22 protein-coding genes are annotated in these 22463 nt (G+C 62.5%); 1 reads left to right on the top strand and 21 read right to left on the bottom strand.

Annotated features, from left to right (window positions below):
- The first annotated feature begins 292 nt into the window (after positions 1-292).
- Entirely contained in the window at positions 293-616 is a 324-nt protein-coding gene (locus UP06_RS42040) for a hypothetical protein (RefSeq protein WP_502691549.1), read from the top strand.
- A 52-nt stretch (positions 617-668) separates the two neighbouring features.
- Here the strand turns inward: UP06_RS42040 and UP06_RS40755 are convergent, their stop codons facing one another.
- From UP06_RS40755 to nuoH, 21 genes are all read right to left on the bottom strand, one after another.
- A complete protein-coding gene (locus UP06_RS40755) occupies positions 669-863 on the bottom strand; it encodes a hypothetical protein (RefSeq protein ID WP_156162950.1) in 195 nt (64 codons plus the stop codon).
- 259 nt (positions 864-1122) lie between these two features.
- A complete protein-coding gene (locus UP06_RS13590; protein WP_245305473.1) occupies positions 1123-1584 on the bottom strand; it encodes a hypothetical protein in 462 nt (153 codons plus the stop codon).
- 1122 nt (positions 1585-2706) lie between these two features.
- Positions 2707-4323 carry a glycoside hydrolase family 17 protein gene (locus UP06_RS13595; RefSeq protein WP_045003087.1) on the bottom strand — a complete coding sequence of 539 codons (1617 nt, stop codon included), beginning with the start codon at positions 4321-4323 and terminating at the stop codon, positions 2707-2709.
- A gap of 50 nt (positions 4324-4373) precedes the next feature.
- Positions 4374-5438 carry an ABC transporter ATP-binding protein gene (locus UP06_RS13600; protein WP_045003088.1) on the bottom strand — a complete coding sequence of 355 codons (1065 nt, stop codon included), beginning with the start codon at positions 5436-5438 and terminating at the stop codon, positions 4374-4376.
- Positions 5431-6411: an ABC transporter ATP-binding protein gene (locus tag UP06_RS13605; RefSeq protein ID WP_045003089.1), complete on the bottom strand. Its 981-nt coding sequence runs from the start codon at positions 6409-6411 to the stop codon at positions 5431-5433. The genes UP06_RS13600 and UP06_RS13605 overlap by 8 nt, the downstream gene beginning before the upstream one ends.
- Positions 6408-7229 carry an ABC transporter permease gene (locus UP06_RS13610; protein ID WP_045003090.1) on the bottom strand — a complete coding sequence of 274 codons (822 nt, stop codon included), beginning with the start codon at positions 7227-7229 and terminating at the stop codon, positions 6408-6410. The genes UP06_RS13605 and UP06_RS13610 overlap by 4 nt, the downstream gene beginning before the upstream one ends.
- Positions 7226-8149: an ABC transporter permease gene (locus UP06_RS13615; RefSeq protein WP_045003091.1), complete on the bottom strand. Its 924-nt coding sequence runs from the start codon at positions 8147-8149 to the stop codon at positions 7226-7228. The genes UP06_RS13610 and UP06_RS13615 overlap by 4 nt, the downstream gene beginning before the upstream one ends.
- A gap of 60 nt (positions 8150-8209) precedes the next feature.
- The gene (locus tag UP06_RS13620; RefSeq protein ID WP_045003092.1) at positions 8210-9799 is read right to left on the bottom strand and encodes an ABC transporter substrate-binding protein; all 1590 of its coding nucleotides are present in this window, start codon (positions 9797-9799) and stop codon (positions 8210-8212) included.
- A 122-nt stretch (positions 9800-9921) separates the two neighbouring features.
- Positions 9922-11214, bottom strand: a complete 1293-nt coding sequence (mtnK, locus tag UP06_RS13625) for an S-methyl-5-thioribose kinase (protein ID WP_045003093.1) — start codon at positions 11212-11214, stop codon at positions 9922-9924.
- Positions 11215-11249: 35 nt separating this feature from the next.
- Complete coding sequence (locus UP06_RS13630; RefSeq protein ID WP_045003094.1) at positions 11250-11597, bottom strand: hypothetical protein; 348 nt, start codon at positions 11595-11597, stop codon at positions 11250-11252.
- A gap of 47 nt (positions 11598-11644) precedes the next feature.
- Positions 11645-11920, bottom strand: a complete 276-nt coding sequence (locus UP06_RS13635; RefSeq protein ID WP_045003095.1) for a DUF1467 family protein — start codon at positions 11918-11920, stop codon at positions 11645-11647.
- A gap of 9 nt (positions 11921-11929) precedes the next feature.
- Positions 11930-12334, bottom strand: coding sequence for a methylmalonyl-CoA epimerase (gene mce / locus UP06_RS13640; protein ID WP_045003096.1), 405 nt, complete (start codon positions 12332-12334; stop codon positions 11930-11932).
- Positions 12335-12403: 69 nt separating this feature from the next.
- Complete coding sequence (locus UP06_RS13645) at positions 12404-14074, bottom strand: ribonuclease J (protein ID WP_045003097.1); 1671 nt, start codon at positions 14072-14074, stop codon at positions 12404-12406.
- Entirely contained in the window at positions 14074-14880 is an 807-nt protein-coding gene (locus UP06_RS13650; RefSeq protein WP_045003098.1) for a biotin--[acetyl-CoA-carboxylase] ligase, read from the bottom strand. Before UP06_RS13650 ends, UP06_RS13645 begins: the two co-directional genes overlap by 1 nt.
- A 1-nt stretch (position 14881) precedes the next feature.
- A complete protein-coding gene (nuoN, locus tag UP06_RS13655) occupies positions 14882-16318 on the bottom strand; it encodes an NADH-quinone oxidoreductase subunit NuoN (RefSeq protein ID WP_045003099.1) in 1437 nt (478 codons plus the stop codon).
- 22 nt (positions 16319-16340) lie between these two features.
- Complete coding sequence (locus tag UP06_RS13660; protein ID WP_045003100.1) at positions 16341-17849, bottom strand: NADH-quinone oxidoreductase subunit M; 1509 nt, start codon at positions 17847-17849, stop codon at positions 16341-16343.
- Positions 17850-19931 carry an NADH-quinone oxidoreductase subunit L gene (nuoL, locus tag UP06_RS13665; RefSeq protein WP_045003101.1) on the bottom strand — a complete coding sequence of 694 codons (2082 nt, stop codon included), beginning with the start codon at positions 19929-19931 and terminating at the stop codon, positions 17850-17852.
- Between the two features lie 8 nt (positions 19932-19939).
- Positions 19940-20248 carry an NADH-quinone oxidoreductase subunit NuoK gene (nuoK, locus tag UP06_RS13670; protein ID WP_008547737.1) on the bottom strand — a complete coding sequence of 103 codons (309 nt, stop codon included), beginning with the start codon at positions 20246-20248 and terminating at the stop codon, positions 19940-19942.
- A complete protein-coding gene (locus tag UP06_RS13675) occupies positions 20245-20883 on the bottom strand; it encodes an NADH-quinone oxidoreductase subunit J (RefSeq protein ID WP_045003102.1) in 639 nt (212 codons plus the stop codon). The genes nuoK and UP06_RS13675 overlap by 4 nt, the downstream gene beginning before the upstream one ends.
- A 9-nt stretch (positions 20884-20892) precedes the next feature.
- Positions 20893-21381 carry an NADH-quinone oxidoreductase subunit NuoI gene (gene nuoI / locus UP06_RS13680; protein ID WP_026232873.1) on the bottom strand — a complete coding sequence of 163 codons (489 nt, stop codon included), beginning with the start codon at positions 21379-21381 and terminating at the stop codon, positions 20893-20895.
- 14 nt (positions 21382-21395) lie between these two features.
- The gene (nuoH, locus tag UP06_RS13685) at positions 21396-22463 is read right to left on the bottom strand and encodes an NADH-quinone oxidoreductase subunit NuoH (protein ID WP_156162951.1); all 1068 of its coding nucleotides are present in this window, start codon (positions 22461-22463) and stop codon (positions 21396-21398) included.

A 22463-nucleotide genomic window follows, 5' to 3' on the forward strand; every position in this document is an offset into this window, starting at 1 on the left:
AAAGGACTAAAATAATCATCGCCCGTTGCATGGCCCGCAACCTTTGCCTTTTTGAATCGCCTCAATAGTTGGTCGCGTTCAACGTCGCACTGGTTCGAAGCTGTCAATGACGAACTGGAAAGCCTAAGCGTAACAGGCAATATTCCGAACCGCACCGCATGTCGCCTTCTGGCCCATCGCTTCCGTATTAGATCGCTGTGCACTGCGGCTTATAGGGCGCATGTCGCGACCTTACGTTGGCAGGATCATTCGTTGATCTAGGTCAACATCAGCGATCCCGCGCCCCTCAGCAATGTTTCAACCACGGCTGAAGCGGCTCCCATTATCAGCCGCGGCTCAGAGGAGGTTCGCCACGCATCCGAGGAAGCGTCTTTCGATCACGTCAGCGACAGTTGCCGGGATTGCCGCCAGCGTCCTGTTGGGGCTGACAGGTCTCACGCTCAATCCAACGCCAGCCGAGGCGGTCGTGTATTGCCAGTACGTTGAATATCCGGTCGGTTGCGTTGCCCGAGCAGGCGTCGTGCTTAGGCCTCGTCCCGTGGCGCGCGCTGCGGTCCGTCATAACGCCGGTGGCAATGCAAATGGTGGCGTTAATCGCGTTGGGGTGCGGCGGTGAGGCACGTGCATGTGGGCTTGGTTCTCCAGACCGGGCGCCCTTATGCTGAGGCCTAGGCTCCGCGCCAGACGCGCAGCACGCCTTCGCGAAAGCCGCCGACGAAATGATCAGATGCGTCCGCTGGTAAAATTTGGCTGAGATCATCGAACGAGCCGCTCACCATGGTCGCAAGCTCATGTGCCGAAGCATGCTCCGCCCATCGACGCCCCAACTCCAAACCACGATTCCGATCTTCCTCTGCGTCCATCGTCTTGGCTATCCCACGCGTTAACCGGCGCCGACGAAGTTGCTGACCGCGTCGGGGCCTTCGACGTTCTCGCCAATCTTTGGACGCTTGGGGGCTGGAAAGATCAGCAAAGCGCATCCAGACAAGCACAACCGCAGTGTCTGGCTAGTGTACTTTGTGCCAATGCCGGAGCGACCGCAGGCGTGGAAGTTAGGTGAGGACGGCAAACGACTTGAATGCGAAAATGGTGGTCCCGAAGCGGGGGCGGCATCCATCAATGCTACTGGCTACCTCCAAGTACACGCCCCAGTCGTTCGAGTTCAAGTGTTACGCAAAATAGCGCGAACAGCGATGCCACGAGTTGCAGCCCGCGACGGAACATGAGCCAAAGATCGGCGCCTTGATTGATCTCCGGCAAATGTCTGAAGAACACGACGCCGAACAGTGAGCCACCGAAAATAAAGGCAAGACGCCCCAGAAATAGAAACAGGTGACTTAAGACCGGACTCGAGCGCTGAGGGGGAAGCGGAACGCATCGCAAGCGATACCAATAGGCGACCTGCATCGCAATGATCATGACGGGCGCAACAAAATTGTGGGACCGTTCGAACGGCAGCTGCTCACCAGGATAGGTCATCAAGTGCCTGAATTCGGGCAGGCCGTGCAAGATTATAAAGAGCGCTCCCGTCAGTTGAATCAATAGAAGAACCAAATAGACGGCTCTCGATTTCAAGTTCGTCATGCCGAACACCCGTCAAAGCCCATGCTAGTAGGCTCGCCTCCGACCATTTTGTTTATTCGAGAGTGAGGACACCACAAAAGAGTAAGCGCCTCAGAAGCTCTTGAACGATGATCCAGATCAAAGCCTAACCTCCAGCGGTCACCAACGATACCGGCATGGCATTCGATCCACGGCAGCTTTGGCAGATTACCATCCTCGAAGTGGTGGGGATCGTCACGGTTGCCGTCAGTGCGGTTGCAGTCGCTGGCGTCCTATATTCGGTCTGGTAGCGGGCGCCGTGTTGTGCCGGTACGGCAAAGCCACATAGCTGCTTCGCGGCTTGCCCTGAGTACGTCGACTCCCCTGCAATGGTGATGATCATCGCATCGCCACCGGTCATCATCGGATGACTGGATGCGCGCAAGGAGACAACGTGCCTACCGCTGAAGAATGACGTGCCTACGCCGCCGAGTACAAACTACGTGCCGCTGATCCGAGGAATTCACCCCGCCGAGCGACCGTGCTGACGAATATCTCACGGAGCTGGGCGGCCCTCTCGAGCCAGCTCGAGAACCTTGCAGACATCGTGAAGGCGGAAGAAATGTGAGATCGCGCAGCTCAACAGTGGGGCACTGTTCTGTCCGGTAACGAACATTAGTGCGCAACTTTGCCGGATTCCGCTAACTGTTGCGGTCAAGCTGGCGCAAACTGCATAGCCACCTTGGGGCACGGCCAGTTACGATTGCCCATGTGGCGGGAAGTGGCATTTCGTATCGCGGTCATTGTGATTGGCATGTTGCCGGTCGCGCTGCTCACCTTCGCACTCTTGAAGATGTGATCCGCAACATTCATTGATCCAGCGCAACGCGCACGGCGGCGGTCGAGCGCCTCTCTCTTGTTTTAGGGAAGCGCGCCATGACCCGCCGTCAGCTCTGGATTTGCCAATCACTGGTCTGGGCGTCAGCCGCGCTTGGCATTGCGGTGATCGCATCCATGATGTGGTGATGCCGCGGCACGATCTGAGGATCACAGCAGCCTATGGTGTCCCCTCGTGGCCCATCAGCGAAGCAGCGGCGCACCTCGTTAGGGTCCGCTCAGTGAAGCACGGCGGACTAGATTTGCTCAGGTTCTGGCCAGGCTTTCTCAAGCGCGCGCCCGCCACAGCGTAACCGCAAGCAGTATGTAGGCAGCACAAGTCCACAGCGACTGCCAATTGTCCGGCCCTTCGCTAAGCGCCGCATAGATGGCTGCCACCAGGAATACGCCGGCAAATATCGCTTCCGCCATGGGGCGGATTCCCTTCTTGGGGCGATTGAGCTGCGTCATGGCCGCAAACGGGACTGCCGCCATAGTGAGGGCCGCAAAAGGAAAATCCTTTTCGCGCGGGTCAAACATAAAGCCCAGCGCGGTCTCCGTGCCGATCACGATGGTGACGATCAAGATCAATCCGTGCGTGATCGCCAGCCCCGATGGTGTCCGGTAGTCCTTGGGACCCAGCAATTCCAGAAATGTGGGCGGTGCGCGCCCGGACATCAGGGCGTTGGCGCCGAACAGCGGCGAGGCAGTTGCCGCCACCAGAAGTGCGCCCCACAGAAGCCAGCTGCCCGCGTCGTAGCTTTCATAGAACATCTTTTGAGCGGCCACCCCAAACAGGACGCCGGCGGTGGTTGCCGATATTGCGACCGCAAACCATGAGACGAGCCGGGGCTGCGAGGGCTTCCGGCGCGAGGTCAGCCATGCAGTGCCGAACACCAGGATCGCCAGCGCCATTCCGCTGCTCATTTGCAGTTTCCAAAGCGGATAATTGCTGACGGGGATGCCGGGCGGATATTTCAGCGTGCGCTGCGCGGAGTCGAATAAGCCCCACGATCCGCCGACGGTGCCCTCGAACTCATGCTTCCACAATTCATCATACGCCTCGAACAGGTTGACGCGAAAATTCTCGCGCCGGGCAAGATCGAGGACCTCCGAGATCACCCGCGCCTGATTGGTGCGCGACGGTAGCGCCGAAGCGCGCATCCGCCCTTCGCTCGGCCAACCTGTTTCTCCAATCAGGATTTCCTTGCCGGGAAACGCCGACGCCACCTGCTTTCGGACGGCGTCGACATGAGCAGCGGCAGATTTCGCCGGGACCGGGACATTTTCCCAATATGGCAGGACATGAACGGTGACGAAATCGACGGCGTCATCAAGTTCCCGATAGCGCAGCCAGTACTCCCAGACGTCGGAATAGGTGACGGGGACCGGCACTTGTGCCTTGACCGAGCGGATCAAGGCAGCAAGGTCGGAAGGCGTCATCGTCCGATGCAACAGAACCTCATTGCCGACCACGAGTGCGGTGATGGTTTCCGGATATTGCCGGGCGAGACGTATGCCCGTGGATATCTGCGTCGCGTTCTTCTGTCGGTCCCTATCGAGCCAAATTCCCTGAATGACTTTCAACCCCACCTTGGACGCAAGTTCGGGGATCTGATCGAGACCAAGATCAGTCGCATAGGTACGGATACAGTCGGTTATTTTGGCAAGCTGGGCGAGATCTTCCGCGATCTGGTCCCGCGGCACAGGTGTCGGCGACTCCGACGTTTGGTTGTTGCGGAAGGGCGCGTAGGAGATGCATTGCAGTTTGGCATTCGGATCGATCGGTGCGCGCGCCAAGTTGATCGGTATGGCCAGCCACCACCACACCGCGGCGATCGCACCTATGGATATGATGAGAAGCGCCAGAGGCGTGCGAAGCGAAATAGTTCGACCCTCCAACATAGAGATCGTCGGTCAACCGGCATGCTGTCGTGACCAGACAACAACAGACATCATCGTCCGCCGGTACCTACTTGACCTGTGATAGCTGCCAACGCCGCCTGCCCCACAATCTCGTCAGCGCGCCAACACCTCACCGCATGTCCGTCGGGACGCGTTTCAAGTGACGGACCCGGCTCGCGACGACACTTGTCCTCGGCATACCGACAGCGTGGGCTGAACGCACATCCGTTCGGCGGATTGAGCGGATTGGGAAGATCGCCGCCGGTCGTAGCTAACGGTGCATGGTGCAGCGGATCGGGGATGGCGGCAATCAGGGCCTGCGTATAGGGGTGCGCCGGCCGTTCAAAAATCTCGCGCCAGTCGCCATTCTCGACGATGCGGCCGAGATACATCACGGCGACCCTGTCGCTCATATGCTCGACGACGCCGAGATCGTGGCTGATCATGATGTAGGAGAGACCGAGCGTATCCTTCAATTCCAGCAGCAGATTGATGATCTGGGCGCGGATCGAGACATCGAGTGCCGAGACGGGCTCGTCGCAGATGACGATTTTGGGGTTGAGGATCAGGGCGCGCGCGATGCCGATGCGCTGGCGCTGGCCGCCCGAGAATTCATGCGGGTAGAGGTTGGCCTGTTCGGGCCGCAGGCCCACATGCCGCAGCATCGTCGCAACGCGGTCCTCGATCTCGCTTTTCGCGGTCACTCCGTGCACACGCAACGGATCTTCAAGCGTGCGACGGACGGTCTGGCGCGGATTGAGCGAGGCATAGGGATCCTGGAACACCATCTGCACGGTGCGGGCCAGAGACCTCCGATCGCCGGATTGCCTGCTCGTCACGACCTGCCCGTCCAGCACGATGCGGCCGCGCGTCGGCGTCAGGAGACCAAGGATCGAAAGTGCCACCGTCGACTTGCCGGAGCCGGACTCGCCAACGAGACCGAGGCATTCGCCGCGCTTCAGCTTGAGATCGACGCCATCGACCGCCCGCAACACCCGCTGGCCGCGCCCCAGCAAACCGCCGCCCAGCGGAAAATGGACCGCGAGATCCTCGACACTGAGAATGAGATCGTCGTCCGGCTTCCCGTCACCCGACCTGTCTTGCGGCTCATGCATGGTGGTGACACCTCACCAGGCCGCCAGCCTCCAGAAAATCCGCCGTCGGCGCGACGGTCCTGCAAATATCGGTCGCCTGCGCGCAGCGCGGATTGAACCGGCAGCCATCGGGGAAATTCGTAATGGCCGGGACGACGCCCGCGATCTCCTTGAGCCGGTTGCGGCCAAGCGCTGCGCGGCTGCCCAGCCGCGGCAGCGAGGCGACCAGGCCCTGCGTATAGGGGTGCGAGGGTGCCCGAAAAATATCGGCCGAGCCGCGCTCTTCGACAATGCGGCCGGCATACATGACGGCAACGCGGCGGCAGACATTGGCGACCAGGCCGAGATCGTGGCTGATCATCAGGATCGCCGTTCCTCGCTCGGCGCATAGATTCCGCATCAGCTCGATGATTTCCGCCTGCACGGTGACATCGAGCGCGGTGGTCGGCTCGTCGGCAATCAGAAGGTCCGGACCACATGCGAGTGCGATGGCGATCATCACGCGCTGGCGCATGCCGCCCGAAAGCTGGTGCGGGTAATCCTTCACCCTGCGCTCGGGTGCGGGGACGCGAACACTCGCCAGCGCCTCGACCGCCAGTTGGTTGGCCTCCCGCCAGCTCTTGCCCTTGTGCAGCACGAACATCTCGGCGATCTGCCGTCCCACGGGCGAGACCGGGTTCAGCGCCGTCATCGGCTCCTGGAAGATCATGGCAATGCGATTGCCGCGCAGCGCACGTTGCTCGGCCGTTGAAAGTCCCTGGATCTCACGGCCCTCAAATCGGATGGCGCCGGCGCCAATCGAGAGCGGCTGGCGCAACAGGCCGATCAAGGCGAGGGCCGAAATGCTCTTGCCGCAGCCGGATTCGCCGACAAGGCCGAACGTTTCGCCGCGATCGATGCGGAATGAAACGCCCTCCGCGGCGGGAACCTTGCCCGATCCGTTGTCGAGATCGATGCGCAAATCCTCGACTTCGATCAGCGGCGCGCCCGTCATGACCGCCGGCTCCGCGATTGGGGATCGAGAATGTCACGCAGGCCATCGCCGAGCAGATTGAGGCCGAGCACCGTGAGAAAGATGGCGAGGCCGGGAAACACTGAGAGCCACGGCGCCGTCGTGATCTGGTCGCGGGCTTCCGACAACATGCTGCCCCAGCTTGGAAACGGCGGGCGGACGCCGAGGCCGAGGAACGACAAGGCAGCTTCGGACAGGACCGCGCTGCCCATGCCAAGCGTGCCGATGACGATGATGGGTCCGAGCATGTTCGGCAACAGCTGCGTGATCATGATGCGCAGATCGCTATAGCCGAGCACGGTGGCCGCCTGCACATAGCCCTGGCTCTTGAGCGACAGCGCCGAGGCCCGTGCGATCCGGCAGGTGAAAGACCAGTTGGTCAAGCCGAGCGCAATGAGCAGGCTGGTCAGCCCAGGTCCCAGCACCGCCATGATGGCGAGCGCGAAGATCAGCGAGGGGATCGCGAGCATGAGATTGGTCAGGCCGTTGACGACATCGTCCCACCAGCCGCCCCAATAGCCGGCGCTCAGGCCCAATCCCACGCCGATGACGCTGTTGATGAGTTGCGAGACGATACCGACCGTCAGCGAGATGCGCGCGCCGTACACGACGCGCGAATAGATGTCGCGGCCCTGCCCGTCGGTGCCGAACCACCAGGTCCAGCTCGGCGGCTCTTCGGCATTCATCAGATTCGCGTCCAGGACAGGGTCGGTGTGCGCGAGCCAGGGCGCGAGCAGGCCGACGACAATCGCAAGCGCGAACAAGGCACCGCCGATGATGAGATTGGCGCGGAGCTTCATGCGTATCTGATCCTGGGATCGATTACGCCGTAGAGCAGGTCGATCAGCAGATTGATCGCGAGAAAGAACAGCACCACCACGAGAATGGAGCCCTGGACGGCGGGAATGTCGCGCTGGAGCACGCTGTCGACCAGCAGCGAGCCGATGCCCGGCCAGGAGAACAATTTCTCGACGACAACAGCCTGCCCCATCAGCGCGCCGAATTGCAGGCCGACCGTCGTGAGAATGAGGACGAGCGCATTGCGCATGACATGCCACTTCACGACCCGGGTCTCGCTCATGCCCTTCGAGCGCGCCGTGCGAACGAAATCCGCGGTCATGATCTCGAGCACCGCGGCGCGTGTCGTCCGGGCCAGCAGCGCCATCGGCGAGACGCCGAGTGTCACGGCAGGCAAGATCAGATATTTGCCTCCGCCATCGCCATAACCAAAACTCGGCAGCCAGCCGAGTTTCAGAGCGAACAGATACATCAACAGCAGCCCGAGCCAGAACTTGGCCAATGACAGGCCCGACACCGCCAGGACCATCGCTGCGCTGTCGACAAGACCGCCCGGCCGCAATGCGGCGACGAAGCCGAGCGGCACGCCGACCACGACCGCAATCGCCATGGATGCGAAGATCAGTTGCAGCGTCGGCCATGCCCGCTTGGCGATCATGGTCGTGACCGGCTCGCGGGTCCGGAACGACGTGCCGAAATCACCGGTCGCGAGCTTGGCGATATAGGTGCCGAAGCGGATGTAGACGGGCTCGTCGAGGCCGAGCTGCTTCTTCATGCGCGCCTCGACCTGCGGATCGCTGTCGTCGCTCATGGTCGAGACGATGCTGCCGGGAACGACGCTGAACAGCGCAAACACCAGCAGCACGACGGCAAGCACGGTTGGGATGGTTTGCAGGAGACGACGGATCAGGAAGGAGAGCATCGGCCTTTGTCCTCTCTCCCTCCATCGTTTGCTACGACGGAGGGAGCGCGAGAGCGCGTGTCACTTCGCGGGCGAGGTCGCGTCGACCCAGAGGTCTTCGACGTTCTGATGGGTCAGCTCGGTGGCGTTCAACTGAACGCCCTTGAGCCACGGCTGCACGGCCATGACCGCCTTGTTGTAGTTGAAGAACCACACCGGCGCCTCGTCATAGAGCAGCGCATTGGCCTTTTGCAGCAGCTGGCCGCGCTTTGCGGAATCGTCGGTCTGCCCGGCTTCGTCGATCAGCTTGTCGAAGTCGGCGTTCTTGAAGTTCATGTAGTTGCAGGCTGTTTGTGGCGTCGCCGAATGGAAACATTTGAGGGCGGCCTGGGGATCCGGGCCGGTCTGCTGGGAATAGACATAGGCCTGGTAGTCGCCGCTGCGAACCACCTCCGATAGCACTGCGGCCTCGACCTGCTTGACTTTGGCCTTGATGCCCACCCGGTCCAGCATCGGAATGACGGCCGTGACGATCGGCAAGCCCCAGCTTTCATTCTGGCTGGTGGTCCATTCGAATTCGAAGCCGTTGGGATAGCCGGCGTCCGCGAGCAGCTGCTTGGCCTTCGCGGGATCGAAGGGATAGGGCTTCATGGTCTTGTCGTAGAGCGGAGAGGTCAGCGGCAGCCAGCTGGTGGCGCGGTAGGCCTTGCCCTTGACCAGCTTGTTGATGATCAAATCGGTATCGATCGCATAGTTGATCGCCTGCCGGACCCGCTTGTCGGCGAACGGCTTGAAGGCGGGATTCATCCCCATGTAACGCGTGAAGACCTCGGCGACTTCGACAATGGTGCCCTTGAGGTCGGGGTCGGCCTGATAGGCGACATATTGCGCAGGTCCCAGCACCGAAGTGTCGATCTCCTTGTTGCGGAAGGCGACATCGCGTGCCGCGGCCTCACCCATGACCGACACAATGAGCTTGTCAGCGTAGGGCTTGCCGGGCTTGTAGAACCGGTCCCACCGCTCCAGCACGATGCGCGATCCCGGCACGTGCTCGACGAACTTGAATGGCCCAAGGCCAATCGGATGCTGGATGAAGCTGTCCTTGGCAGCCTCGTCGGCGGGATAGATCGAGGTCAGCGCGGTGAAGAGGTAGAAGCCCGGATCGACCTTCTCGGTCAGCTTCATCTCAACGGTGAAATCGTCGATCTTCTTCAGGCCGGAGATGTCCTTGGCTTTGCCCTTCTCGACGTCGGCCGCGCCCTCGATGATCCGGACATAACGCGCGCCGGGATAGGCCTTGCTGCCGTCCATGATGCGATTATAGGACCAGATGACGTCGTCGGCCGTCATCTTGCGGCCATTGTGGAAATAGGCGTCGTCGCGCAGCTTGAAGGTGTAAACGAGCCCACCGCCGGAAACGATGACCTCCTTGGCCAATTCCGGAACCGGCTTTCCTTCGGCAGAATCCCAGATGTAGAGCGACCGGTGCAGACCCTTGGCGTAGATCTCGTCCTGGGCGCGCTGGGTGGTGTGAATGTCCAGGCTAGTGAAACTCGAACCATAGGGCGCCGTCATGCGGATGGTTCCGCCCTTGTGCGGTGTCTGCGCCTCCGCTGACCCGGCGAGCGCCAGTCCCAAACCCGCGACGATCGCCATTACCCTGAAGATCATTTGTCCTCCAACCATGCGGAAGTCGTCCGATCCGCGATTTGAGCATTCACGGCATGTCGAGCGCAAGCGCCTCTTTTCATGTTGATGGCGATCCGGAGCCCCCAATTTAGGCGTACGCAGCCCTAGTCGGCCGTAAACTCCGGCATCCAGCTGCGCAGCTCGCGGGCGGCGGCCGTGACGCTGGCGATGTCGGGAAACTCCGCCGTATCCACCATCAACGTGCGCGCGAGGCCGACGCTGCGCGCTTCGCTGACGGCCCGCCTGCGCGGGTCTTCGATCAGCTCGAAGTCGATATTGTGGGCGAGGCCGAAGATGCGGCGGTTGATCTTGGCACCGGCAAAGCCGACGGTGTCGGCGAACAGCCGCTGCATATAGGCCTGCCGCTCGGCTTCCAGCCGCGCACCGCCCTTCCCTCCGCCGAATAGGGTGGCCGGATAGGCATCGCCCCTTGCATCGGTCCGCCAAAGGTCGAGGAATTTGCGAGCGAACTCGTTCCACACCGTTTCCACGGTCTCCAGCACCCAGCCCTCGAACGCGCGCCGCTCGCCGGGCGAGCGCTCGTGGCCGGCGGAAGCGAAGAAGGCCATCAAGAGATTGGCGATGACGGCGCCGACGTCGAACCCCATCGGGCCATAGAACGCGAATTCGGGATCGATCACGCGCGTCTCGGTTGCCGTCACCATGATCGAACCGGTGTGGAGATCGCCATGGAGCAGCGCTTCCGGGCTCGCCATGAATTTCAGCTTGAGGCGGGAGACCGCGACATGCAGGTCCATATCCTCGCGCAGCTCTGCGGCAACCGCATCGAGATACGGCGCGGTCCAGCGGTTCTGCTCGGCGATGCGGTAGGGATCGGTGAAGATCAGATCTTCGGTGATCTTGCAGAGCGCATGGTTGCCGGCAAACGCCGCGATGCCCTCCTTCTTCTCCGCGGCGGAAAGCGCGAGGTCTGAGGTGAAGAACAGATTCTGCGCCATGAAGGTGGTGATGTCACCGACGAAGCGCGGATAGTGCGTTCCGGCAACGAGCCCCCTGCGCATGATGATGTGGGGCTCGATCAGCTCCATCACAGTCAGCGCCAGCGCCTTGTTGTGATGCAGCAGCGCCGGCACCAGGCCGGGCGCGAGCTGGGCCTGCCGGGACAGGGCCAGATATTCATAGTGCGCCCGCGACAGCGGCAGCGGCCAGCTCTCGCCGACGAGACGGACGTAAGGCAGCGCCTGCTTCACGGCGACGCCGCCGCGGTCGCCCTTCACGATGAAAACGAGATTGAGATTGCCGTCGCCGACCTCGGTGATCGACCAGGAGGCCGGCTCGGCACCGAGCAGCGCCGCGATATCCGGAACGCCTGCGAGATAGTCCCGCAAGGCCGCCTCATGCAGAATCCGATAGTCCCCTGCCCGGTCCCCGGTCATGACGATCCCATCCCATGCTAGGCATGGCCGGATCGTTACTCCCGCTCCAGGAAGCTCGAGCCGATCTCGGCCTTTCTTTTGATCGGATCGTAATCGCAATAGACGCTGTCCGCCACCAGCGTGTAGCTGGCGCTGACGGTGTATTTGTCGAGCTTGACCGAATTCAGCCCGATCACCGAGGTGCTCCTGCCGCCGTTCCATTTGAACGGCGTCGAGCTCGGCGCCCGCTCGCAGGCCGCCACGGCCTCGTTGAAGACATAGCCCTCGACGAACGCCTTCAGCGTCCGCACCTGCACGGCCATCTTCCACTCGACATAGCCGATGGCGCCAAGACCGGCGACGATCAGCACCAGAAGCGCAATGACGATCCTCTGAAAAGTCATTCGTCCCCCCTAAACAATACGCAATCAGGAAAATCGAGCCAAGAAATCTAGAACGGCATTCCCATCAATTTCGATAGGCGTTCGATCGAGAGATAGCCGGCCTGATAGGCCGCCATGGCGAGGCCATAGATGATCGCCGAGATGATCGTGGTCCAGATCAGCTTGCGCTTCATGCCGGTGAGGATCGGTGCGCCTGGGTCTGTGCCGGGCGCGCCGACGCCGTCCTCGTGCTGGCTGCGGACACCGAACGGCAGCGTCAAGAACAGCGCGATCCACCAGATGACGAAGTAGATCGCGAGAGCGGTCGATATCTGGATGGCCATGGTTCGGCCCTATGCCTGCTCGATTTCGACGAGTGCGCCCGAAAAATCCTTCGGATGCAGGAACAGTACCGGCTTGCCGTGGGCGCCGATCTTCGGCACGCCGTCACCGAGCACGCGCGCGCCCTCCTTCACCAAGGTGTCGCGCGAGACGATGATGTCGACGACCTCGTAGCAGATGTGGTGGATGCCGCCGTCGGCATTGCGCTCGAGGAACTTTGCGATCGGCGAGGTCTCGCCGAGCGGCTCGATGAATTCGATCTTGGTGTTGGGCAGCGTCGCGAACACGGTGGTGACGCCATGCTCGGGCAGCGCGACGGCTTCCGAGATCTGCGCCCCGAACGCCGCGCCGTAGATCCTGGCAGCCTTGATGGCGTCCTTTGTGGCGATCGCCACATGGTTGAGCCGGCCCAGCATATTCTTCTCCCTCAAAGCATGATCCGGAAAAGTGCGAAGCGGTTTTCCGAAAAGATCATGCTTAAACAACTAGACTGTCAGGACATGTACCAGACAGGGGGGCTTTTTGCCCCAATGTTCGTTGATCACGGCACGGACAGCGCGTCGCACCGACTCGCCCAGCGCGTCAGCATCACGGCGGCGCGCCTTTGGCAGGCCCTCGATGGTGGAGACCACGGCATCGAAAACGAGATCGTCGAGGGGTTCGCCCGCCCGGTTCTTCTCGGGGATGCCGACGAGATCGACCTCGGGATCGTCGGCCAACTCGCCCTGCTCGGTCATGGCGATGGCCACGAAGGCGCAGCCCGAAAACGCCATCCGGCGCCGCTCGGACACCGCGCGCGACTTGGAATCCTCCAATATCGTGCCGTCCTTGTAGAGACGACCCGCGGGCACCTGGCCGATGATGCCGGGATCGCCTGGGCCGAGCTTGACGAGATCGCCATTGCGGACGACCAGCACGCGCGGCACGCCGGCGGCGCGCGCGAGCTTGGCGTGCTCGTGCAGATGCAGCGCCTCGCCATGGACGGGGATCAGAAGCTGTGGCCTGACCCAGGCGATCATGTCGCGCAACTCGTCGCGGCGCGGATGGCCGGAAACGTGGACCAGATGGTCGCGATCGGTGATGACCTCGACTCCCTGGAGCACCAGATTGTTGATGATCGAGCCGACCGCCTTCTCGTTGCCCGGGATGGTGCGCGAGGAGAAGATCACGCAGTCGCCGCGGTTGAGGGTGATCTCGGGATGGTCGTCATTGGCAATGCGCGCCAGCGCCGCGCGGGCCTCGCCCTGGCTGCCGGTACAGAGCGCCAGCACCTTGTCATGCGGCAGATGGCCGTAGACATCGGTCGAGCGGAAGCTCTGGACGCCGTCGAGATAGCCGGTCTCGCGCGCGACCTGCGACACGCGCTCCATCGCGCGTCCGACCACGACGACTTCGCGGTCAGCGGCCTTGGCGGCGTCGGCGACCGCCTTGATGCGCGCGACGTTGGAGGCGAAGGTCGTCACCGCGACGCGGCCCTTGGCGGCCTTGACCAGGTCGGCGATGGTCCTGGCGACTTCGGATTCGGACGGCGAGCGGCCGTCGCGCACGGCGTTGGTGGAATCGCCGATCAAGGCGATCACGCCCTCGTCGCCCAGTTCGCGCAGCCGCTTTTCGTCAGTCGGGCGGCCGATGATCGGGGTCGGATCGATCTTCCAGTCGCCGGTGTGCAGCACGGTGCCGATCTCGGTGTGGATCGCGAGCGCATGCGATTCCGGAATCGAATGCGCGACCGGGATGAACTCGACGTTGAACGGGCCGATATCGATGCGGCTGCCTGACGGCACCACCGTCACCGGGATTTTTGGCGCATTGCGCTCAGCGGCGCATTTGGCTTCGAACAGCGCGGCGCTGAATTGCGTCGCATAGATCGGGCATTTCAGCCTCGGCCAGAGATCGATGATCGCGCCGAAATGGTCCTCATGGGCATGGGTCAGCACCAGGCCCATCAGGTTCTTGCGTTCCTTCTCCAGGAAGCTGATGTCGGGCATGATCAAATCGATGCCCGGCAGATGCTCCTCGTCGCCGAAGGAAACGCCGAGATCGACCGCGAGCCAGGCCCGCTGCTGGCGGTTGCCGAGGCCGTAGATCGACAGGTTCATGCCGATCTCGCCAACACCGCCGAGCGGTGCAAATACCAGTTCGTCAGACTTCGCCATCACGCAGCTCCCACGGAGGCGGCCGAACCAAAGAACACCTCGCCGGCCGCCACCGGCAGGCGTCGGCCGTCAGCGGTGCGGACGATCAGGCAACCGGTGTCGTCGATCGTGTCGAAAATGCCTTCCAGCGTCGTCGCTCCCGTGTTGATCGCAACCCGCTCGCCGAGGCCAGCGGCGCGCTCCAGCCACAGTTTTCGGATCTCGGCGAAGCCGCGACCATTGTCCCAGATGCCGCGGAATTCCACCCAGGAATCCGTCAGTGCCGAAAACAGCTCTTCCGCGCTGATCTGGACGCCGAGGGCTGCGAGCGACACCGCCGGCGTCGGCGTGCCTTCCGGAGCCGCGACGATGTTGGTGCCGATACCGACGACGATGGCAAGGCAATCGCCGACGGCTTCGGCCTCCAGCCCAATGCCGACCAGCTTCTTGCCGTTGGCCAGGACGTCATTCGGCCATTTCAGGGCATATCGCGGCCTCTCAGGGCCAAGCCGCAGCGCGGCCTCGAGGCTGACCTTCTCCAAGGCGGCCTCCTCCGCCAGCCCCGCGGCAAAGCCGATCGTGGCGGCAACCGCGGGGGCCACGTCCACGACCTCGAGCACGCTGGCGGCCAGATTGCCCCGCGGCGAGATCCAGGCGCGCTGGCGTCGGCCGCGGCCGGCGGTCTGCTCGGAGGTCACGAACCAGGTCGGGCCGCGCTCGCCCGAACGCGCGCTTTCGATCGCGTCGGTGTTGGTCGAGCCGGTCCGTTCGAGGGCTGCGAGCTTGTAGCCCGCCGAAATGGCGCGAGGACCGAGCGCGAACCCCATCCTAGAACAGCGACTTGGCGGCGGCGGAGGCAACGCTCACCACCGGACCCGCGATCAGCGCAAACAGGATGTTGAACAGGCCAAAGACCGCCAGCACCGTCTTCACCTCGACGCGCACCGGATCGACCTGACCGGCCGGCTCGTCGAAATACATCGTCTTGACGATGGTGAGATAGTAATAGGCGCCCACGACGCTGGAGAGCACGCCGATCACGGCGAGCGTGAACAGGTTCGCCTTGATGGCGGCGACGAAGACGTACCATTTGGCGAAGAAGCCGGCGAGCGGCGGAATGCCGGCAAGCGAGAACAGCAGCATCGCGAACATGAAGGCGAGCAGCGGATTGGTGCGCGACAGGCCGGCGAAATCGCTGATCTGCTCGACGGCCTGGCCGTTGCGCTTCATCGACAGAATGACCGAGAACGAGCCGAGCGTCATCGCGACATAGATCACGATGTACATCAGCACGCCCTGCGCGCCTTCGACCGTGCCGGAGGCAAGGCCCACCAGGGCAAAGCCCATATGGCCGATCGAGGAATAGGCCATCAGGCGCTTGATATTGCTCTGGCCGATCGCGGCGAAGGAGCCGAGCACCATCGAGGCAATCGCCACGAACACCAGGATCTGCTGCCACTGCGAGACGATGCCGGGGAACGCGGTCAACGTGACGCGGGTGAAGACGGCAAGTGCGGCGACCTTCGGGGCCGAAGCGAAGAACGCGGTGACCGGCGTCGGCGCGCCCTCGTAGACGTCAGGCGTCCACATGTGGAACGGCACGGCCGAGACCTTGAAGCAGAGGCCGGCAAGCAGGAAGACCAGGCCGAACACCAGGCCGACATTCGCGGCCGTCGCCGCCGTTGCGATCCCGGCAAAGCTGACCGTGCCGGTGAAGCCGTAGATCAGCGAGGCGCCGTACAGCAACATGCCCGAGGACAGCGCGCCCAACACGAAATACTTCAGGCCGGCTTCGGTCGACTTGGCGTTGTCGCGGTTCGAGGCCGCCACGACGTAGAGCGCGAGCGACATCAGCTCGAGGCCGAGATAGAGCGAGATCAAATCGCCGGCCGAGATCAGCACCATCATGCCGAGCGTCGAGAGCAGCACCAGGATCGCATATTCGAAGATCCGGCGAGACGGATCCGACAGGAACTCGGTCGACAGCACCAGCGTCACCGCCGAGCCGATCAGCGCCAGGATCTTCATGAAGCGCGCGAAATCATCGACGATGAAGCTGCCGCCGAAGGTGACCTGCTTGCCCGCAGGCAGCATATATTCGAGCACACCGACCACGATCAGGAGCAGCACCGCGAGCGTCGTGACCGTCTTGGTGGTCTCCTGCCCGCGATAGGCCCCGAGCATCAGAAGCGCCATGGCGCCGACCGCGAGCACAAGCTCGGGCAGCACCGGCGCCAGTTGATAACCTGCAGTCGAAAAGCTCATGGCGATATCCTGACCTGCCCGCTCACTGGAGCAGTGCGGCGGCCTTCACGGCCGTCACAGCGGTGTTGTAATTGTTGACGAGTTGCTGGACCGAGGCCGCCGACATGTCGAGCACCGGCTTCGGATAGATGCCGAACAGGATCGTCAGTGCGATCAGCGGGAACAGCGTCAGGCACTCACGGAAGGTGAGATCCTTCATGCTCATCAGCGACGGCTTGACCAGCGCCCCGAACACGACCTTGCGGTAGAGCCACAGCGCATAGCAAGCCGACAGGATCACGCCGAAGGTGGCGAAAAATGCAGTCGGGACCGAGACCTTGAAGGTGCCGAGCAACGTCATGAACTCGCCGACGAAGCCGGAGGTGCCGGGCAGACCGACATTGGCCATGGTGAAGATCATGAAGGTCAGCGCGTAAAGCGGCATCCGGTTGACAAGGCCGCCATAGGCCGCGATCTCGCGGGTATGCATGCGGTCGTAGACGATGCCGACGCAGAGGAACAGCGCGCCGGAGACGATGCCATGCGAGATCATCTGGAACACGCCGCCGGCGACGCCCTGCATGGTGCCGGCGAAGATGCCCATGGTGACGAAGCCCATATGCGCGACGGAGGAATACGCAATCAGCTTCTTCATGTCCTCCTGCATCAGGGCCACCAGTGAGGTGTAGATGATGGCGATGGCCGAGAGCACGAACACCAGCGGTGCGAAGTCATGCGAGGCCAGCGGGAACATCGGCAGCGAGAAACGCAGGAAGCCGTAGCCGCCCATCTTCAAGAGGATCGCGGCCAGCACCACCGAGCCCGCCGTCGGCGCCTCGACGTGCGCGTCGGGGAGCCAGGTGTGCACCGGCCACATCGGCATCTTCACCGCGAACGAAGCGAAGAACGCAAGCCAGGCCCAGGTCTGCAACGACCGCGGCACCGCGGTGTGCATCAGGGTCGGGATGTCGGTGGTGCCGCCGTTCCAGTACAGCGCCATGATGGCGAGCAGCATCAGCACCGAGCCGAGCAGCGTGTAGAGGAAGAACTTGAAGGACGCGTAGACCCGGCGCGGACCACCCCAGACGCCGATGATCAGGAACATCGGGATCAGGCCGCCCTCGAAGAACAGATAGAACAGCACGAGATCGAGCGCCGAGAAGGTGCCGATCATCAGCGTTTCCAGGATCAGGAACGCCATCATGTATTCGCGGACGCGGTTGGTGATCGCCTTCCAGCTCGCGACGATGCAGAACGGCATGATCGCGGTGGTCAGGATCACCAGCGGCAGCGAGATGCCGTCGACGCCCATGTGGTAGGTGATGCCGGTGGCAAGCCAGGCCGCCTTCTCGACGAACTGGAAGTCGGCGTTGGACGGGTCGAAACGCATCACCAGGAGCACCGACACCGCGAAGGTGATCAAGGTGGTCCACAGCGCGATCCAGCGCGAGTTGCGCCGGGCGGCCTCGTCATCGCCGCGGCTGAGATACACGATCAGCGCGCCGACCAGCGGCAGGAAGGTCGTGACCGATAGGATGGGCCAGGTCGTCATTTACTGGCCTCCAAAGCCGAACATAAACCAGGTGATCAGGCCGGCGGCGCCGATCAGCATGGCAAACGCGTAGTGATAGAGATAGCCGGTCTGGATCTTCACGACGTTGCGGGTGACGTCCAGCACGCGGGCCGAGATGCCGTCGGGTCCGAGGCCGTCGATGATGAAGCCGTCGCCCTTCTTCCAGAGCTGGTAGCCGATCCACTTCGCCGGACGGACGAAGATGACGTCGTAGAGCTCGTCGAAGTACCATTTGTTGAGCAGGAACTTGTACAGCATCGGCTGGGTGTTCGCGAGCTCGACCGGGAGGTAGGGCTTGCGGATGTAGAACGTGTAGGACACCACGAAGCCCAGCGCCATCATGATGAAGGGCAGCCACCCGAGCAGCGGCGGCATGTGCTCCATATCCTCGAGGATATGCGGATTCATCTTCACGGACTCGCGGAAAAACTCCTCCACACCATGAGGCCCGGTGAAGAGCTCCTTGAACGGGAAGCCGGCGAGGATCGAGCCGATCGCGAGAACGCCGATCGGAATCAGCATCCAGATCGGGCTTTCGTGCGCGGCCTCGTAATGCTCCTGGTTGTGCGGTTCACCGAAGAAGGTCTTGAACACCAGACGCCATGAGTAGAACGAGGTCAGGCCGGCGGCCGCGATCGTCAGCAGATAGGCATACATCGAGAACGGATTGTGCGAGGCGTAGGCGGACTCGATGATCGCATCCTTGGAGAAGTAGCCGGCGAACAGCGGGAAACCGGTCAGCGCCAGCGTACCCACGGTCATCACCCCGAACGTATAGGGGATCTTGCGCCAGAGACCGCCCATGTTGCGGATGTCCTGCTCGTGGTGCATCGCATAGATCACCGAGCCGGAGCCCAAGAACAAGAGCGCCTTGAAGAAGGCGTGCGTGAAGAGGTGGAACATGCCGACCGAATAGGCCCCTGCCCCCATCGCCACGAACATGTAGCCGAGCTGCGAACAGGTCGAGTACGCAACGATGCGCTTGATGTCGTTCTGGACGAGACCGATGGTCGCCGCGAAGAACGCGGTCGTCGCGCCGAAGAACATCACGACGGCCTGCGCGTTCGGCGCAAGCTCGAACAGCGGCGACAGGCGCGCTACCATGAAGACGCCGGCGGTGACCATGGTCGCGGCGTGGATCAGCGCCGACACCGGCGTCGGGCCTTCCATCGCGTCCGGCAACCAGGTGTGCAGCAGGAACTGAGCCGACTTGCCCATCGCGCCCATGAACAGCAGCAGGCAGGTCAGGGTCAGCGCATCGGCATGCCAGCCGAGGAAGTCGATGGTCTTGCCGGTCAGGCCGGGCGCCTGGTGGAAGATGGTCTCGAAATCGGTCGAGTTGGTCAGGTAGAAGATCGCGAAGATTCCGAGCGCGAAGCCGAAATCGCCGACGCGGTTGACCACGAAGGCCTTGATCGCCGCCGCATTCGCCGACGGCTTCTGGTACCAGAAGCCGATCAGGAGATAGCTGGCGAGACCCACGCCTTCCCAGCCGAAGAACAGCTGCACGAGGTTATCAGCCGTCACCAGCATCAGCATGGCGAAGGTGAACAGCGAGAGATAGCCGAAGAAGCGCGGCCGGTTCGGATCCTCGTCCATGTAGCCGATGGAATAGAGGTGCACGAGCGAGGACACGGTGGTGACCACGACCAGCATCACGGCGGTGAGCGTGTCGACCCGCAGCGTCCAGTAGACTTGCAAGTCGCCGGAGAAGATCCAGGGCAGCAACTGGATCCGGGCGTCGTGGCCATTGAAGCCGACATCAACCAGCGTCATCCAGGACAGCGCGGCCGCCACGAACAGCAACGCCGTGGTGATCAGCTCGGCGCCGCGCGAACCCGTGGCGGCCGGCTCGACCGGGCCGTGGGCGTGATCGTCGTGCGCGTGATCGTCGTGGCCATGGTCGTCATGGGCCGCCGCCGCATGGGCGTCGCCGTGACCGTGGTCATCGTGATGCTCGACCGTGTCGCCACTGGGATTGCGGGCATGCGCGCCGAACAGCGCGATCAGGCCAGCCAGAATGGCGCCCAGCAGAGGCAGAAAGACAATTGCCTGGACCATGACTGAGCTCAGCCCTTCATCAGATTGACGTCCTCAACCGCGATCGAGCCACGGTTGCGGAAATAGACCACCAGGATAGCGAGACCGATCGCGGCTTCAGCAGCCGCGACCGTCAAGACCAGCAGCGCGAAGACCTGGCCGACGATGTCGCCGAGGAAGGTCGAGAACGCCACCAGATTGATGTTGACCGAGAGCAGGATCAGCTCGATCGACATCAGGATGACGATGATGTTCTTGCGGTTCAGGAAGATGCCGAGGATCCCGAGCGTGAACAGGATCGCGCCGACCGCCAGGTAATGTCCGAGCCCGATCGTCATTTCACCCACTCCGCCGCGTCGCTGTCCTGGAGCCCCTGCCCCGACGCGACCTTGCGCATCGCCATCGCCATCTCCGGCGTGCGCGCATTCTGAACGTTGATGTCCTGCCGCTTGACGCTCGCCTTGTGGCGCAAGGTCAGCACGATGGCACCGATCATCGCGACCAGCAGCACCATGCCCGAGAGCTGGAAGTAGTGGATGTACTTCGTATAGAGCACGAGCCCGAGCGCCTCGGTATTGCTGACATTGGTCGGGATCGCCGCCGTGATCGTCTTGCTCACAGTGGGATTGATGACCCAGAAGCCGACGGTGAGCAGCAGCTCGAACAGGAAGATGCCGCCGATCACCAGACCGACCGGCAGATATTCGATGAAGCCCTCGCGCAGCTCGAGGAAGTCGACGTCGAGCATCATGATCACGAACAGAAACAGCACCGCGACCGCGCCGACATAGACGACGATCAGGATCATCGCCAGGAATTCGGCGCCCATCAGCACGAACAGGCCGGAGGCGTTGACGAAGGCGAGGATCAGGTACAGCACGGAGTGAACGGGATTGCGCGAGACAATCACCATCACCGCCGAAGCGACGCAGACGCCGGCGAAGAGATAGAAGAACAGCGCGGGAAGGATCATGCTCTCATCTCACCGGTACGGCGCGTCGAGCTCGATCGCTTTTGCGATCTCGCGTTCCCAGCGGTCGCCGTTGGCGAGCAGCTTGGCCTTGTCATAGAACAGTTCCTCGCGGGTCTCGGTCGCGAACTCGAAGTTCGGGCCTTCGACGATGGCGTCGACCGGACAGGCCTCTTGGCAGAGGCCGCAATAGATGCACTTCACCATGTCGATGTCGTAGCGCACGGTGCGGCGGGTGCCGTCGTTGCGGCGCGGGCCGGCCTCGATGGTGATGGCCTGCGCCGGGCAGACGGCTTCGCACAGCTTGCAGGCGATGCAGCGCTCTTCGCCGTTGGGATAGCGGCGCAAAGCGTGCTCACCGCGGAAACGCGGCGAGATCGGTCCCTTCTCGAACGGATAGTTCAGCGTCGGCTTCGGCTGGAAGAAATAGCGCATGGCGAGGAAGAACGCCGAGACGAATTCCGACAGCAGGAGCGAGCGTGCAGTGGCGTTGATGTTGATACCCATGACGGCCCTCACTTCGGCGCGATGCCGGCGAACTGGAGCACGCCGGCCACCACGACCACCATCGCCAGCGACAACGGCAGGAACACCTTCCAGCCGAGGCGCATCAGTTGGTCGTAGCGGTAGCGCGGCACAATCGCCTTTGCCATCGCGAACAGGAAGAACATGAAGAACACTTTGAGCGAGAACCAGATGATCCCCGGCACCCAGTTGAAGGGCGGCAGGTCCACCGGCGGCAGCCAGCCCCCGAGGAACAGGATCGTCGCCAGCGCGCACATCGTGACGATCGCGACATACTCGCCGAGCATGAACAGCAGATACGGCGTCGAGCCGTATTCGACCATGAAGCCGGCGACGAGCTCGGATTCCGCTTCGACGAGGTCGAAGGGCGGACGGTTGGTTTCCGCCAGCGCCGAGACGTAGAAGATCACGAACATCGGGAATAGCGGCCAGACGTACCAGTTCAGGATGGTCAGCTGCGGCAGCCCAATCAGGCTGGCAAGGCCGCGGATATGCTGGGCCTCGACGACTGCCGAGAGGTTCAACGTGCCGGCGCAGAGCAGCACCGTGATGATGACGAAGCCGATCGAGACTTCGTAGGACACCATCTGTGCGGCCGAGCGCAGGGCCGCCAGGAACGGATATTTCGAATTCGACGACCAGCCGGCCATGATGATGCCGTAGATCGACAGCGACGAGATCGCGAAGATGAAGAGGACGCCGACATTGATGTCGGAGATCACCCAGCCGAGATTGGTCGGGATCACCGCCCAGGCCGTGAGCGCGAGCACGCAGGACACCAGGGGGGCCAGCAGGAAGACGCCCTTGTTGGCGCCGGCCGGGATGATCGGCTCCTTCAGCACGAACTTCAGCAAATCGGCGAAGGACTGGAACAGGCCCCAGGGCCCGACCACGTTCGGGCCGCGGCGAATCTGCACCGCCGCCCAGATCTTGCGGTCGGCGAGCAGGATGTAGGCGATCGCGACCAAGAGGATGACGAGCACCATGACGCTCTCCGCGATCATGATGATCAGCGGCCAGAGGAACCCCGTCCAGAATGCGCTTGCGAAAAATTCCAT

The sequence above is a fragment of the Bradyrhizobium sp. LTSP857 genome (assembly GCF_000938285.1).
Taxonomy (GTDB): domain Bacteria; phylum Pseudomonadota; class Alphaproteobacteria; order Rhizobiales; family Xanthobacteraceae; genus Bradyrhizobium.